Here is a 14,907-nt window from a genome sequence, read left to right as displayed (position 1 = left end):
CCGCGCGGATGAGGGCGGCGACCACCCGGGGTGCGCGGCGAGTGCACCGCCGCGTGCGCGCCGGTCGCCCGCGCCGGCCGGCGTCAGGCTCGGGTCTGCGGGTGGTGCTTGGCGAGCAGGAACACCCCGGTGATGGCGATGCCCGCGGCCACCACGAAGCCCGCGACCGCGAACCACGGCGCCCCCGAGGCCTCGCCGAGCACGATCACGCCGATGCCGACCGCGACGATCGGGTCGATCACCGTCAGCCCCGCGATCACGAGGTCGGCCGAGCCGCTCGAGTACGCGTTCTGCACGAAGTACCCACCGAGCGACGCCGCCACGACCACCCCGACGATGGCGAGCACGGTCAGCCAGTCGAAGGTGCCGTTCACGAACCGGTTCAGCACCACCTTGGCCAGCGTCGCCACGAACCCGTAGAGCACCCCCGCCCCGACGATGTAGTACAGCGCACTGCGGTGCTTGGCGACCAGGCGGAAGGACACCAGCACGAGCACCAGCACGACGGCCAGGATCACCAGCACGGTGACGAGCTGCTGACGGGTGATCGCGCTCTCGTGCCCGACGAACGCGGCGATCCCGACGAAGATGCCGACACCGATGATGCACGTCCACACCGCGCGCCGCGCACGCCGACCGAGCGGCACACCGGACGACCGCGACGAGAACCACGTCGTGATGACGAGGGCGACGGCACCCAACGGCTGCACCACGATCAGGGGCGCGAACGTGATGCTGATGAGCTGGAGCACCACGGCAATGCCGAGCATGAGCGTGCCGAGCACCCAGTAGCCACTCGAGACGAGCCCGACGACGTGCCGGACGCTCAGCCCCTTCGACTGCCGACCGAGACGTGCCTCGACCCGCTGCACCCCGCGGCTCTGGAACTGCGCCCCGAGCGACAGGAACACCGCACCGATCAGCGCCACCGGGATCATCAGCGCCTGGAACGGCGTGAGGTTGCTCACGGCGTCGGGCAGCTGGAGGTCCGTCGTCACGCGTCGAGGCTACCGTCCCCCGCCGGATAACCTGGGTGAATGGCCGTTCTCCCGATCCGCATCACCGGCGAACCCGTCCTGCACGAGCGTGCAGCCGAGGTCACCGCGTTCGATGACGACCTCCGCACCCTCGTCGCCGACATGCTCGAGACCATGGACCTGGCACCGGGCGTCGGCCTGGCCGGACCGCAGGTGGGTGTGGGCAAGCGCCTGTTCGTGTACTCCTACACCGACGACGACGACGTCCTGCACCGGGGCGCCGCCGTGAACCCCGTCCTGTGGATCACGGCCCCGGTGCCCGAATCCGTCGAGGAGCTCGACGAGGACGAGGAGTCCGAGGGCTGCCTGTCGATCCCTGGTGAGCGGTTCCCGCTCCGCCGCTCCGAGGGCGCCCTGCTGCGGGCCTTCGACGAGCACGGCACCCCGTTCGAGGTCGAGGCGCACGGCTGGCTGGCCCGGATCTTCCAGCACGAGTACGACCACCTGGACGGCTGGCTCTACGCCGACCGCCTGGTGCACCCGTACGGCAAGCAGGTCGCCAAGGCGATCCGCAAGAGCAGCTGGGGCGGCCCCGGCCAGTCCTGGTTGCCGGGTCGCGACCACCCCGAAGGCTGACGCCCGTCGGCGTCGGCACCCGGTGCCGTCCAGCCCGTCGCTGGTCCGGCGGGCGGCCTGGAGGCCCGGCTCAGCCCCGGTAGGCAGCCAATGCGTCCCGCAGGCGGTCGGTCTCCGGGTGCCCGGGGCAGTACCGCAGGAGCCCGGCGGCCACGTGCGCGCCGCGCGCGTCGGCGACCGCCGACGTCCACGGTGCCGAGCCGCGGACCGCGCACGTGCTCGCGAGCTCGACGAGGGTCGCGTCGCCGCGCGCCGCCGCCACCGCGGCCTGCTGCTGGCTCGACGGCACCGACCCGGTCAGGCGCTTCGCCGAGCAGTCGGCGCGCTCGGCCTCCCACACCGCCGAGTAGGTGGTGTAGGTCTCGCTGTCCGATCCGTCGGCGGCGCAGACGAACGCGAAGACCACGGGCGACGCGCCCGAGCCCAGGCCGGTGTCCGAGCTCGTCGGGTCCTCGGACGCGTCGGTGTCCGGGCCGACACTGCTGCAGCCGGTGAGCACCGCCGTCACGGCGACGACGACGCCCAGGAGCGTGAGTCGAGGCGAACGGGAACGGTGCACCTGTGAACGCTAACAGCAAGCGCTGCGGACGACCCGTACGGCGGCTCCTGCGATGATGGTCCGGCATCGCTCTGTCCTGGAGGTCCTCATCCCCCGCCTGCACTCCCGCCCCGTCCGTGCGACGGCCCTCGTGGTCGTCGCCCTGGCTGCTGTGTTCGTCGCCTACTGGCACCTCGGCCGTCCGACCATCGTGAACGACGAGTTCGTGTACCTCCGCGCGAGCTGGGCCTACGTGCACGGGAACTTCTCGCTCAACCTCGAGCACCCGCCGCTCGCGAAGTACGTGTACGGCGTGGCGCAGCTCCTGGTGGGACAGGGGCCGCTCGGACCGAGGCTGGTGGCTGCGACCGCGATGCTCGGCACGGGTGTCGTCCTGTTCCTCTGGCTGCGACGCGAGGTCGGCTTCTGGACCGGCCTGACCGCGGCGGCGATGTGGTGGCTGACGCCGCGTGGCTCGGGCTCGTCCTGGGCGGAAGCCGGGTCGGTCATCGGTGTCCGCATCGACCGGTTCGCGATGCTCGAACCCCTCATGGTCTTCTTCGCCGTCGCCTCGCTCGCCGCGGCCTGGCGCTGGATGCGGACCGGCAACCGGTGGTGGGTGGCCGCAGCGGGTGCGCTGCTCGCACTGTCCGTGACCTCGAAGGTGTCGACGGCGGTGCTCGTCCTCGCCGTGGGAGCACTCCCCCTGCTGTTCCGTCGGTGGCGCGACCTGGGGGTCGGTGCGCTGTACGGCGGCATCGCGTTCGTGGTCGTGTTCGTCGTCGTCTACCTGCCGGTCGGGCTCTTCCGGGCCATCGGGCAGATGCTCCGGTTCCAGGCGCAGCAGAACGCCCACGGGCACCCGACGACCATCCTCGGGACGATCTACCCGGCGGCACCGTGGTGGGCGAACTTCGCGTTCCTCGCCGACGGCACGGGCTGGTTGCTGCTCACCGTCCTGACCATCGGTGTGGTCGCCGCCCTCGTCGTCCGACCGGACCGCCTGGTCGCGTACCTCGGCATCGCACTCGGCGTCTTCCTCGTCTTCTACGTCATCGTCGCCAACGTCTCGCTGCCGTACTACTACGACGCGTGGATGCCGTTCATCATCGCCTTGGCGGCGATCGGGTACGGGCGCCTGGCGACCGTCCGGCCGCCCGTCGGACGCATCACGGCCGCAGTGCTCGTCGCCGCGCTGCTGATCCCCGTCGCCCGGCTGGGCGTCGCCGTCGTGCAGACCCGTCCGAGCGGGATCGCTCTGCTCTCGGATGCTCTGAAGGTCCGCGGACACGACTCCGAAGGCGTCCTCTTCAGCCAGTTCAGCGCCAACACCTGGCGCATCTACTTCGGGGACCGTGGCTCCATGCGCCCTGAGAACGGACCGTTCGACGCCGTCGTCGTCGGCTCGGACACCCGGCGGACCATGCCCGAGCAGGTCCGGACGTTCCTCGACGAACACGCTGCAGAACTCCAGCACTTCCGGCTCGACTACCTCGACGTCTACGTGCCCCGACAGGGCATCATCGAGGACAACAACCGGGACGGCACGCTCAGGGTCGAGCCCGACGCTCGCTGACCGCGATCGAGGTTCAGCTGTCCTGTCCGGCGACGACGACGTCCACCGGCGCCTCGAGACGACCGCCGTGTCGTGCGTCCGTGCGGATCTGGCACCGGACGGTCGTCGTGCCGACCGGCGCGGTGACCACACGGTCACTGCAGTTCGGAGAAGTCAGTCCGAGTGGCAGTTCCAGTCGGAGCACGACGCGGACTGCTGTGCCGTCGGTGCTCCGGACCGAGAGCGCTCCGGGTTCCAGTGCTGTGCCCCGGACGCTCATCTGCTCGATCCGAGCGCCCGACAGGTCGGCACCGGAGACGTCTGCACCGTCGATCCGGGCGGAGGAGAGATCAGCGTCCGCGAGCCGGGCTCCGCGCAGATCAGCACCGCGCAGATCGGCGGCGTGCAGATCAGCCTCCCGGAGGTCCGCGCCGCGCAGGTCGGTCGAGCGCAGGTCGGCTCCGAAGAACACGGTCTCGGAGAGGTCTGCGTCACGGAGGTCAGCACCACGCAGGTCTGCGAGCCGGAGGTCGGCCGTCGAGAGATCGACCGATGACAGGTCGGCTCCGGGGCACGCCGTCGCCGTGGCCGGCCCCGGCTCGGACACCACCGCACAACCGTCGACATCGTGACTCGTACCCCCGTCGTCGCCCGGCCTGAGGAAGGCTGCGACACCGATCACCACGACGAAGGCAGCTGAGGCGACTCCGACGCTCACCCCACGGGCGCGACGGGACGCGCTCACGACTCGACCCCGGTCAGCCATCTCGGCAGGACGTCGAGCCCCCAATCGGAGTACCACGCGGCGGAGTGTGCGTAGGGGAAGAACGCGCTCAGCGGGTTGTACAACACGAAGAGCGCGGCGAGCACCACGCCGACCACGGCCGTCGCGACGGCACGCGTTCGCGGTCGGAGACGTCGGAGCCACGTCCGGACACCGACCAGGACGACGACCACGGCCAACGGCATCGCTGGCAACAGGTAGCGACCGGAGAACGCGTACGACTCCCCCAAGTTGACCATCGTGGCGGCGTTGAAGCAGAGGACGGCGAACGTGTAGGTCGCCGCGACCGCGGCGCACCAGGTGAGCGCCGCATCGTGCAGGATCCGTCGGGCCTGCGTCAGCGCGATCCCGATGCCGACGACGGCGCTCGAGGCTCCGAACACGACGACCGACGGGTTCGGACGCCACGGGAACGAGGCGCCCCAGAAGAAGAACAGTGACTGGAAGTAGATCGTCACCCATGACCGCAGGAAGGACAGCGGCGCGAACGCCGGCAGCGTTCCGTTCACCTCGGCCAGGTCGTGGGCGCGGGAAGCGGCGTAGTTCCGGCGGAAGATCGCGTAGTCCATGCAATCGGCACGACTGTGCAGGGCAGTACAGGCGGGGTTCACCGCGTGGAACTGCAACAGGTTCAGGCCGAAGCGCTCGATCGCGAGAGCGGTCAGCACACCGCCGATCACGAGGAGCACGATCGACTGTCCGGGTCGCGCGCGGAGTCCCCCGACGGTTCGCTGCACCGGGTGCCGCAACCACGACCAGCCGGCGGCGCGGTACCGCAGCAGGATGGCGAAGAACCCTCCCGCGAGCACGAACGGCGCCTGCGAGTACTTCATCAGGAGGGCGAACAGCGCTGCGACGGCCATCCAGGCCAGCGTGCGCAGTCCCCCACCGCGGACGAAACGGACCGCGACGGCGGCGAACACGAAGAGCGCTGCCATGGCCGGGGCGTCGTAGCTCACCGACGCGGCCTGCCAGGTGAACCGCCCCGTGAACGCCGTCGCCACGATCGCGAGCAGCCCGATCGACGCGGGGACGCGAGCGTGCTGGAACAGCGACCGGAGCGCGATGAGCCCCGAAGCTGCCCACAGCACGTCCACGGCACGGAGAACGAAGACGACTTGCTCGTAGTCGAGCCCGATCGCGAGTGCTCCGCGCGCGGGGAACGACATCAGGTAGTGGTACAGGTACAGCGGCGACCGGACGAGCTCGCCCATCCAGAGCTGCGACGGGTCGACCTGCTGCAGGTAGGGGCCCGCGAGCACGGGGCGCTCGGCGTAGAGCAGGATGTTCCAGACGTGCCCTCGCTCGTCCGGGGCCGCGGCCACGTGGACGTGGAACCACCCGGCGAAGGCGAACCCCATGACGACGAAGACCGTCAGCACCACCACGAACGACGCTCGTGACGACAGTGCGACGTCCACCGCCTGCACGACGGACCGCCGCTCCGTTCGCTCCGAACGTCCGCGGCGGGACTCCCGAGTGTTCGTCATGACGGAACGATCGTACAGGGAGCACCGAACGCGCACGACGACAGCAACGCAAAAGATCCCCACCCCGAAGGGATGAGGACCTGTCGCTCCCCGAGTTGGACTCGAACCAACAACCTGCCGGTTAACAGCCGGCTGCTCTGCCAATTGAGCTATCGAGGATCACTGTCCGCTGGCGAATGACGTGCGAACAACGGGTAACAGCATAGCAGGACGCTGAGGCCCTCCACCGCATCGGACACGCCGCCCGGGCGCGCCGCGCTTCGAGGCCCCCGTGTCAGTAGCCGGCGACCGGGTCGACGACGCCGACGAAGCCCTCGCCGTCGCCCCCGAGGAACGCCGCGGCGTTGAGCCGGACGCGCTCGGCGAGCAGCGGTGCGACCATCTCCGGGGTGTCCGCCTGGTGCGGGGTGATGACCGCGCCGGGCTCCGACCAGAGCGGGTGCCCGTCGGGCAGCGGCTCGGGGTCGGTGACGTCGAGGCCGACCGCGGCGATCTCCCCCGCGCGCAGGGCGGCGACCAGTGCATCGGTGTCCACGAGGCCGCCGCGGGCGATGTTCACGAGCCGGGCGGACGGCTTCATTATGCGGAACTGCTGCTCACCGAAGAGCTTCGCGGTGCCCGAGGTCATCGCCGCCGCGATCATCACGACGTCGGCGTCGGGCAGGACCCGGTCGAGCTCGTCGGTGGTGACGGTCCGCGCGGCTCCCGGCACGGGCTCGGGCGAGCGGCGCACGACCGTGACGTCGACGTCGAACGGCGCGAGCAGCCGGAGGTACTCGAGGGCGATCCCGCCCGCACCGATCACGACGACGTTCCGCCCGTACAGCGAGACACCCTCGGGCTCGGTGGCCCACGACGATGCTCGAGCGCGCTTCTGCAGGACCCGGAGCGTGCCGAGGGTCAACGCGAGCGCGTGCTCGGCGACCGGCTCCGCGTAGGCACCCTTGGCCGAGGTGAACAGCACGCGGTCGCCGTGCTCCTGGATCAGGTGCGCGAAGGCGTCGACGCCGGCGAACGGCAGCTGCACCCAGCCCACCCCCGGTGCCGACGACAGCGCGTCGGCGAGGCCGGCCGGGTCGCGAGGGTCGAGCCAGACGACGCCGCGGGTGTCGGCGTCGAGCGGGGCGACGGTGCCGCCGGCCTCGGTCACGGCGTCCACGTGCAGGTCCGTCGGTTCCGGCAGCACTGCCACCGGCCCGGGCTGCGGGGCGTCGATCGGCAGCGGTGCACCCGACGTGGGGACGACGGCGCGGTGGCCGCGGGGGCCCTGGGAAGTGGTGCTCACGCGTTCTCCTGACGGTCGGTGCGCGGGCCGGTGCCGGCGGCGAGCGGACGGCGCGGCGCGGACGAACGGCGGGCCGTCGTCGGCGACGGACGACGCTTCACGCCGCGGGCCGCGGTCGAGGCGAGGGTCTTCACGTAGGGGTCGACCGGGTTGTCGAGGACCTCGTCGAAGGTGCCGAGCCCGACGAGCCGGGCGTCGGCCATCACGGCGACGCGGTCGGCGAGGGCGCGGGCCTCGCGCAGGTCGCTGGACACGACGACGGCCGAGAACTGCCGGCCGCGCTGCAGGGTCGCCAGGGCCTCGAGCACGGACTGCCGCACGAGTACGTCGACGCCACGCGCTGGTTCGTCCGCGACCAGGAGCTGGGGCTCGAGCACGAGCGCCTTCGCCAGGGCGACACGCTGGCGCTGCCCGCTCGAGAGCTCCCACGTGTTCAGGCGCATCGCCCCGAGCGGTAGGTGCACCGCGTCGAGCAGCCGGGCCACGATGAGCCCGGCCTCGCGCCGGTCGAACCGGCGGTCGCGGGCGTAGATCGGTTCGGCGACGGCCTCGCCGACGGTCAGGTCCGGGCTGAGCCGGTCGGCGCCGTCCTGCGGCAGATACCCGATCCGGCCGCTCAGCCGTTCGAGCTTGCGCGACGAAGGGCGGAGGCCCCGGGTCTTCTGGCCGAGCACGGTCAGCTCGCCGCCGACGATGTGCCGACGGAGGGCCCCCTCGCCCTCGCCGTGGGATCCGAGCTGGCCGGCGATGGCGGCGGCGAAGGTCGACTTGCCCGAGCCCGACTCACCGAGCAGGGCGAGGATCTCCCCCTGCCGGACCGTCAGGCTCACGCCGTCGACGGCCCGGATGGACTCGCCCCCGCGTCCGCCCCGGTACTCGATCGACACGTCGTCCGCGACGACCGCCGGTCCGTTGACCGCGATCATGGGTCCCCTTCCACGCCGCCCCCTGGCGGCGGTTCGCGACGGGCCGCCCTGGCAGGTCCGTCGTGCGTACAGCAGTGGAGCCGACCACCCTGGAGGCCCGGCGTGCGTCGACGACGCTGGCCGGGCCTCCAGGGTGGGTCACGTCGGGTCAGGACCCGGCGTGCTCCAGTCGCTCCAGCGTACGCCGTCGCTCCGCCTGCTCCGCTGGGTCCGGCACCGGCAGCGACGCGAGGAGCCGCTGCGTGTAGGGGTGCTGCGGCGCGCCGAGGACCTGCGCCGTCGTGCCCGTCTCGACCAGGTCACCGCGGTAGAGCACCGCGATCCGGTCGGAGAGCGCGCCGACGACCGCGAGGTCGTGGCTGATGAACAGCGAGGCGAAGCCGAGGTCCTGCTGGAGCTCGAGGAAGAGCTCGAGCACGCGCGCCTGCACGGACACGTCGAGCGCACTCGTCGGCTCGTCGGCGATCAGCAGCTTCGGCCGGAGCGCGAGCGACCGGGCGAGCGACGCGCGCTGGCGCTGCCCACCGGAGAGCTCGTGCGGGTAGCGGTCGCCGTACGCGGCCGGCAGCTGCACGGCCTCGAGCAGCTCGTCCACCCGCTTGCGCGCGGCACGGGGGCTCGAGACCTCCTTGTGCACGACCAGCGGCTCGGCGACGCACTCGGCGATCGTCAGCAGCGGGTTGAACGAGGTCGCCGGGTCCTGGAACACGAACCCGATGTCCTTGCGCAGGTGCTTGAAGTCGCGTTCGCGGTACCCGAGCATCTCGGCGCCGAGGACCTTGAGCGAGCCGCCGGTGACCTTCGTCAGCCCCGCCATGGCCCGGCCGATGGTGGTCTTGCCCGAGCCGGACTCCCCCACCAGGCCGAGGACCTCGCCCGGACGGATCGCCAGGTCGACGCCCTTGACCGCCTTGAACGCCGGCGAACCGAGCCGCCCGGGGTACTCGATCTCGAGCCCCTTCGCCTCCACCAGCGGGGTGACGTCCTCGGAGATCGCGGCGCGCCGGGCCACCCCGGTGGACGCCTCGAGCCGGGGCACCGCCGCGAGCAGCCGCTTGGTGTAGTCGGCCTGCGGCGTCGCGAACAGTGCCGTCGCCGTGGCCTCTTCGACGATCTCGCCCTGGTACATCACGGCGACGCGGTCGGCCAGGTCGGCGACCACGCCCATGTTGTGCGTGATGACGACGATCGCGGTGCCGAACTCGTCGCGGCAGCGGCGCAGCAGGTCGAGGATCTCGGCCTGCACCGTGACGTCGAGTGCCGTTGTCGGTTCGTCCGCGATGATGACGCTCGGCTCGAGGGCCAGTGCGCTCGCGATGACCACGCGCTGCTTCTGCCCACCGGAGAACTGGTGCGGGTAGTGGTCGACGCGGGTCTCGGGGTCGGGGATGCCGACGCGGCCGAGGTAGTCGATGGCCTTCGCCCGTGCTTCCTTCTTGGACACGCCGCCGTGGGCACGGAGCCCCTCGGCGATCTGCCACCCGACGGTGAAGACCGGGTTGAGGGCGGTCGACGGCTCCTGGAACACCATCGCACCGGCCGTCCCGCGGAGCTCGCGGAGCTTCTGCGAGCCGACCGACACGACGTCGGTGCCGTCGAGCAGCACCGCGCCGCCGAGTGTCGCCGTCTCCGGCATGAGCCGCAGCATGCTGCGGGCCGTGACGGACTTGCCGGAGCCGGACTCGCCGACCAGGGCGAGGACCTCGCCGGGGCGGACGTCGAGGCTGACGCCCTTGACCGCGTCGACGGCGCCGCCGTCGGTCGCGAAGGTGACGGTCAGGTCGTCGACGACGACGACCGGCTCGGTGGTGGTGTCGCCCGGTTGCAGGCGGGTGGTCGGGGTCATGCGCCCGTCCCTTCCGTGTCGTTCCCGGCGTTGCGCGTGGACACCAGCTGCTTCAGCCGGCGGCGTGCACGCAGGCGGGGATCGGAGATGTCGTTCAGGCTCTCGCCGATGAAGGTCACACCGAGCACGAGCACCACGATCGCGACACCCGGGTAGACACCGGTCCACCAGACGCCGCTCGCGACGTCCGAGAGTGCACGGCTCAGGTCGTAGCCCCACTCGGCTCCGGACGTCGGGCCGATGCCGAACCCGAGGAAGCCGAGGCCGGCCAGGGTCAGGATCGCGTCGCTCGCGTTGAGCGTCAGGATGAGCGGCAGCGAACGGGTCGAGTTCCGCAGGACGTGCCGCGTCATGATGCGCCACGGGTTCGTGCCCATCACGCGCGCCGACTCGACGAACGCGTCGTTCTTCAGCCGGACGGCCTCGGCACGCACCACGCGGAAGTACTGCGGCACGTAGACGACGGTGATCGAGATCGCCGCCGCGATGATGCCGCCCGAGTAGCTCGAGTTGCCGCCGGAGATGACGATGGACACGATGATCGCGAGCAGCAGCGACGGGAACGCGTAGATGGCGTCGGCCACGACCACCAGCACGCGGTCGAGCCAGCCGCCCAGGTACCCGGAGACCATGCCGAGCAGGACGCCGACGATGATCGAGACGATCACGGCGACGATGACGACGAGCACGGCCGTGCGGGCACCGTAGAGCACGCGGCTGAACACGTCGAAGCCGCCGACCGTGGTGCCCCAGATGTGTTCGGCACTCGGTGCGCCGGTACGCGGGAAGCTCTGCCCGTCCGCGCCCTGCAGCTGGCCGAAGCCGTACGGGGCGAGGAGCGGGGCGAACACCGCGACGAGCAGGTAGAGGGCGCAGATGACCACGCCGACGATGAGCATGGCGCGCTGCCAGCCGGTGCTCCGACGGAGCTGGACCACCACGGGGAGCCGCTTCCAGAGCGGCTCGTGGCGGTCGACGAGGGTGGTGTCGACCATCGTCAGAACCTCACTCTCGGGTCGATCAGGGCGGCGACGACGTCGACGATGAAGTTGGTCACCGCGACGATCACCGCCAGCATCGCGACGATGCCCTGCACCGCGACGAAGTCACGGGCCGACAGGTACTGGTTGAGCTCGAAGCCCAGACCGCGCCACCCGAAGGTCGTCTCGGTGAGCACCGAGCCGCCCAGGAGCATCGCGATCTGCAGCCCCATCACGGTGATGATCGGCACGAGGGCCGGACGGAACGCGTGGGTGCGCACCAACCGTGACTCGCGCACACCGCGGGACCGGGCGGCGTCGACGTACTCGGAGCCGAGTGAGCCGATCATGTTCGCGCGCACCAGGCGCAGGAAGATGCCGGCGGTGAGCAGGCCGAGCGTCAGCGCTGGCAGGACGGCGTGCTGGAGCACGTCGCCGATGACCTGGGCGTTGCCGGTGCGGAGCGCGTCGATGATGTATATGCCGCTCGCGCCAGGGATGCCGTCGAGGATGAGCGACACCCGGGTCGAGGCCCGGTCGCCGAGGGGCAGCCAGCCGAGCCACACCGAGAAGACGAGCTTGAGCAGCAGACCACCGAAGAACACCGGCGTGGCGTACGTCAGGATCGCCAGCGCGCGGAGCAGCACGTCCGGCCACTTGTCACGCGTGTACGCGGCGAGCATGCCGAGCGGGATGCCGAGCACCAGCGCGACGACGAGCGCGTAGAACACGAGCTCCGCGGTCGCACCGCCGTACGTGACGATGATGTCGGTGATCGGACGGTTGTCCGTCGACGAGGTGCCGAAGTCACCGCGCAGGATGTTGCCGAGGTACTCGAAGTACTGCACGAGCACCGGCCGGTCGTACCCGGCGGCGTGCAGGCGTTCCTGCAGCTGGCTCGGCGTGAGTCGACCGCCGACCGACGCGGTGATCGGGTTCCCGATGACGCGCATCAGGAAGAACACGAGCGTCACCAGGATGAAGACGGTCGGGATGATGAGGAGGAACCTGACGAGGATGTACCGGCCGAGTCCGCCGCCACTGTTCTTGGCACTGCGTTGTGCCTGTGGCTTGGTGGGATCGGTGCCGTTCACGTCCTGCGTCGCCTCGGGAGTGCTGAGGGTCACGGGGTGTGTGCCTTTCGTCGCCGTTGCACAGGCACGCGGGCGCTCCTCGTGGGAACGCCCGCGGCCTGCACGTGGGGCTTGGTGCTACTTGCTCAGGGTGGCGTACCGGAACTTGAACGAGGCGTCGAGGGTCAGGCCCTTGACGTCCTTGCCGGCGACCGCGACGGACTTGCCCTGCAGCAGCGGCAGCGTCGAGATCTGGGTGGCCTCGCGCTCCTGGGCCTGCTCGATCAGGTCAGCACGCTTGTCCGGGTCGGACTCGGCCTGCTCCTTCGCGATGAGGTCCTGGATCTCCGGGTCGTCGTAGTGGTTCTGGACGAAGTTCTCCTTGGTGAAGAACGGCGACAGGTAGTTGTCGGCGTCGGAGAAGTCCGGGAACCAGCCGAGCTGGTACACGGGGTAGGCGTCCTTGGTGCGCTCCTGGGCGTAGGTCGTGTAGACCGTCGACTGGATGTTGACGGTGAACAGACCGGAGTCCTCGAGCTGCTGCTTGAGCAGCGCGTACTCGTCGTCCGAGGCCGAACCGTAGTGGTCGGGCGCGTACTGGATGTCGAGCTGCACCTTGCCCTTGACGCCGGCGTCCGACAGCGTCTTCTTCGCCTTGGACACGTCCGCGCCGCCGTCGCCGTCGCCGTACATCTCCTTGAACGGCTGGACCGCGCCGGTCAGGCCGTCCGGGACCATCGAGTACAGCGGGGTGAAGGTGTCGTTGTAGACCTCCTTCGCGAGCTGGGCACGGTCGACCACGTCGGCAGCTGCCTGGCGCACGGCCAGGGCCTTCGCCTCGTCGGCGTCGTCCTGCCCGGTGCCGAACGGCTGGGTCTTGAAGTTGAAGACCACGTAGCGGATCTCGCCGCCGGGGCCGTCGGTGACATTGAGGGAGTCGTCCTTGCGCAGGTCCGAGATGTCGGTCGGCGTCAGGGAGCGGTACGCCACGTCGACGTCGCCCTTCTGCACGGCGAGCTTGAGGTCGGTCTCCTTGGTGTAGTAGCTGGCGGTGACCTCGTCGGTCTTCGCCTTGCCGAGGAGGCCGTCGTACTTCGGGTTCGTCTTGTACTGGATCGTGTCGTTCTCCTTGTAGGAGCTGATCTGGTACTGCCCGGCGAAGGCCTTGCCCTTGACGATGTCGTCGGCACTGGTGAGCTTCGTCGCGCTGAAGACGTCCTCGTCGACGATCGGACCCGCGGGGCTCGAGAGCACCTGCGGCCAGGTCTGGTCGGCGTGGTCGAGGTTGAACACCACGGTGGTGTCGTCCGGGGTGTCGATGCTCTTGAGGTTGGCCAGCAGCGACTGCGGGCCGTTCTCGTTGTTGATCTTCAGCTCGCGGTCGAACGAGAACTTCACGTCGCTCGACGTGAGCTTGTTGCCGTTCGCGAACTCGAGCCCGTCCTTGAGGGTGACCTCGTAGGTGGTCGGGTTCGTGAACTCCGCCTTCGTGGCGATGTCCGGCTCGACGTCCGGGCTCCCCACGGGCGTGTTCATCAGGAACGGGAACACCTGGTTCTGCACGGCGAAGGAGCCGTTGTCGTAGGAACCGGCCGGGTCGAGGGACGTGATCTTGTCCGTCGTCCCGATGCTCAGGCCGTTCAGTTCGGTGTCACTCACGCTGCTGCTCGCGCAGCCGGTCAGCACCAGCGCCGTCGCTGCTGCACCGGCGCCGAGCGCGATGCCGCGCTTGCCCCACTTGGTCACGGATGCCATGTCCGCTGCCTCTCTGGTCATGATTGCAAGAGTCCTGAGCCGGAGGGTGGAACGTCTGTGTGCCCGGCCAGGAACGCTCATTGGTATCACCCTGTCACGGAACAGAACGAACCGGGGGCGATTTGTTTACACCGCTGTAATGCACGGGCCCGCCGCGTGATGCATGATTCCGCCGGAGTCGAGCGGCGCGTCACGCACGAAAGTTGCGTGGTGCAACCGGGGCGGTCCGGCGGTCGAGAGCGCCTGTCGAGCGACGGTTCGTGCGATCTCGCCCGCCCGGCCGGGAGGCCCACCCCGCGTCCGCCGCGCCCCCTCGCCCCCGCCGATTGGTCACGACTCACCGCCCGCCCCACCCCGAGCGGTCACGTCCCGTCGGCCGGACCCCGGCCAACCGACGATCCGCGACCACTCGAGGCCCGACAGACGGAACGTCCTGACCACCCACGGACTCCCGAAGTCGCACCAACTGCCGCTCGCAGCCCCGCCGCACGACAGTTCGTGCGACCTCGGCGAAACGCACGCGGCGCGTCGTGCGACCTCGTACGCAGGGCCAGGAGGCCCGCCCCGCGTCAGCCGCGTCCCACGCCCCGCCGACCGGTCACGACTCACCGCCCGCCCTGCCCCGCGCGGTCACGTCCCGTCGGCCGAACCCCGGCCAACCGACGATCTGCGACCACTCGAGGCCCGACAGACAGCACGTCCTGACCACTCACGGACCGCCGAGGTCGCACGAACCACCGCTCCCGGGCCTGCCGCACGACAGTTCGTGCGACCTCGGCGACACGCACCCGGCGCGTCGTGCGACCTCGCCCCCTCGGCCGGGAGGCCCGCCCCGCGTCCGCTGCGCCCATCGCCCCCGCCGACTGGTCACGACTCCCCGCCCGCCCCACCCCGAGCGGTCACGTCCCGGCGGCCGGACCCCGGCCAACCGACGATCTGCGACCACTCGAGGCGAGACAGATGGCACGTCCTGACCACTCACGGAGCGCCGAGGTCGCACGAACTGCCGCTCGCAGCCCCGCCGGGCGACAGTTCGCGCGACCTCGGCGACACGCATGCGGC

At 70.5% G+C, this 14,907-nt stretch carries 12 protein-coding genes and 1 tRNA gene; 2 read left to right on the top strand and 11 right to left on the bottom strand.

Annotated elements, in window-relative coordinates; translation table 11 throughout:
• Positions 1–83 precede the first annotated feature (83 nt).
• Positions 84–998, bottom strand: coding sequence for a DMT family transporter (locus tag DEJ19_RS08080; protein ID WP_171907811.1), 915 nt, complete (start codon positions 996–998; stop codon positions 84–86).
• A 39-nt stretch (positions 999–1,037) separates the two neighbouring features.
• Here DEJ19_RS08080 and def point away from each other — a divergent pair, with 39 nt between their 5' ends.
• On the top strand, positions 1,038–1,613 hold the full coding sequence (def, locus tag DEJ19_RS08075) for a peptide deformylase (protein ID WP_111095210.1): 576 nt from the start codon (positions 1,038–1,040) through the stop codon (positions 1,611–1,613).
• A gap of 70 nt (positions 1,614–1,683) precedes the next feature.
• On the opposite strand, the gene DEJ19_RS08070 is transcribed toward def, so the two are convergent.
• Positions 1,684–2,172, bottom strand: a complete 489-nt coding sequence (locus DEJ19_RS08070) for a hypothetical protein (protein ID WP_071405350.1) — start codon at positions 2,170–2,172, stop codon at positions 1,684–1,686.
• Positions 2,173–2,224: 52 nt separating this feature from the next.
• Between DEJ19_RS08070 and DEJ19_RS08065 the strand changes: the two genes are divergently transcribed.
• Positions 2,225–3,727, top strand: coding sequence for an ArnT family glycosyltransferase (locus tag DEJ19_RS08065; protein ID WP_111233424.1), 1,503 nt, complete (start codon positions 2,225–2,227; stop codon positions 3,725–3,727).
• A 13-nt stretch (positions 3,728–3,740) separates the two neighbouring features.
• On the opposite strand, the gene DEJ19_RS08060 is transcribed toward DEJ19_RS08065, so the two are convergent.
• The 9 genes from DEJ19_RS08060 to DEJ19_RS08020 all read right to left on the bottom strand — a co-directional run bounded on the left by DEJ19_RS08060 (position 3,741) and on the right by DEJ19_RS08020 (position 13,845).
• The gene (locus DEJ19_RS08060) at positions 3,741–4,316 is read right to left on the bottom strand and encodes a pentapeptide repeat-containing protein (protein ID WP_244993470.1); all 576 of its coding nucleotides are present in this window, start codon (positions 4,314–4,316) and stop codon (positions 3,741–3,743) included.
• A gap of 131 nt (positions 4,317–4,447) precedes the next feature.
• Positions 4,448–5,980, bottom strand: a complete 1,533-nt coding sequence (locus DEJ19_RS08055) for a hypothetical protein (protein ID WP_111100542.1) — start codon at positions 5,978–5,980, stop codon at positions 4,448–4,450.
• A gap of 86 nt (positions 5,981–6,066) precedes the next feature.
• A tRNA-Asn gene (locus tag DEJ19_RS08050) sits at positions 6,067–6,139 on the bottom strand.
• A gap of 115 nt (positions 6,140–6,254) precedes the next feature.
• Positions 6,255–7,265, bottom strand: coding sequence for a D-isomer specific 2-hydroxyacid dehydrogenase family protein (locus DEJ19_RS08045; RefSeq protein WP_258377410.1), 1,011 nt, complete (start codon positions 7,263–7,265; stop codon positions 6,255–6,257).
• A complete protein-coding gene (locus DEJ19_RS08040) occupies positions 7,262–8,191 on the bottom strand; it encodes an ATP-binding cassette domain-containing protein (protein ID WP_111233423.1) in 930 nt (309 codons plus the stop codon). The genes DEJ19_RS08045 and DEJ19_RS08040 overlap by 4 nt, the downstream gene beginning before the upstream one ends.
• Before the next feature lie 148 nt (positions 8,192–8,339).
• Positions 8,340–10,037, bottom strand: coding sequence for an ABC transporter ATP-binding protein (locus DEJ19_RS08035; RefSeq protein ID WP_111233422.1), 1,698 nt, complete (start codon positions 10,035–10,037; stop codon positions 8,340–8,342).
• Positions 10,034–11,032: an ABC transporter permease gene (locus DEJ19_RS08030; RefSeq protein WP_111100540.1), complete on the bottom strand. Its 999-nt coding sequence runs from the start codon at positions 11,030–11,032 to the stop codon at positions 10,034–10,036. Before DEJ19_RS08030 ends, DEJ19_RS08035 begins: the two co-directional genes overlap by 4 nt.
• Positions 11,033–11,034: 2 nt before the next feature.
• Positions 11,035–12,144, bottom strand: a complete 1,110-nt coding sequence (locus tag DEJ19_RS08025; RefSeq protein ID WP_071405355.1) for an ABC transporter permease — start codon at positions 12,142–12,144, stop codon at positions 11,035–11,037.
• Positions 12,145–12,228: 84 nt separating this feature from the next.
• On the bottom strand, positions 12,229–13,845 hold the full coding sequence (locus DEJ19_RS08020) for an ABC transporter substrate-binding protein (RefSeq protein ID WP_111233421.1): 1,617 nt from the start codon (positions 13,843–13,845) through the stop codon (positions 12,229–12,231).
• Positions 13,846–14,907: the final 1,062 nt, after the last annotated feature.

It is taken from the genome of Curtobacterium sp. MCSS17_016 (assembly GCF_003234255.2).
GTDB classification, from domain to species: domain Bacteria; phylum Actinomycetota; class Actinomycetes; order Actinomycetales; family Microbacteriaceae; genus Curtobacterium; species Curtobacterium flaccumfaciens.
The sequence above is the reverse complement of the archived record's forward strand: the minus strand, read 5'-3'. Positions and strand labels throughout refer to the sequence as shown.

What these genes read in the sequence shown, in the direction of transcription:
- DEJ19_RS08020 (WP_111233421.1), bottom strand. Translation starts at nt 13,845, where the DNA reads ATGGCATCCGTGACCAAGTGGGGCAAGCGCGGCATCGCGCTCGGCGCC.
- DEJ19_RS08035 (WP_111233422.1), bottom strand. Translation starts at nt 10,037, where the DNA reads ATGACCCCGACCACCCGCCTGCAACCGGGCGACACCACCACCGAGCCG.
- DEJ19_RS08040 (WP_111233423.1), bottom strand. Translation starts at nt 8,191, where the DNA reads ATGATCGCGGTCAACGGACCGGCGGTCGTCGCGGACGACGTGTCGATC.
- DEJ19_RS08065 (WP_111233424.1), top strand. Translation starts at nt 2,225, where the DNA reads ATGATGGTCCGGCATCGCTCTGTCCTGGAGGTCCTCATCCCCCGCCTG.
- DEJ19_RS08030 (WP_111100540.1), bottom strand. Translation starts at nt 11,032, where the DNA reads ATGGTCGACACCACCCTCGTCGACCGCCACGAGCCGCTCTGGAAGCGG.
- DEJ19_RS08055 (WP_111100542.1), bottom strand. Translation starts at nt 5,980, where the DNA reads ATGACGAACACTCGGGAGTCCCGCCGCGGACGTTCGGAGCGAACGGAG.
- def (WP_111095210.1), top strand. Translation starts at nt 1,038, where the DNA reads ATGGCCGTTCTCCCGATCCGCATCACCGGCGAACCCGTCCTGCACGAG.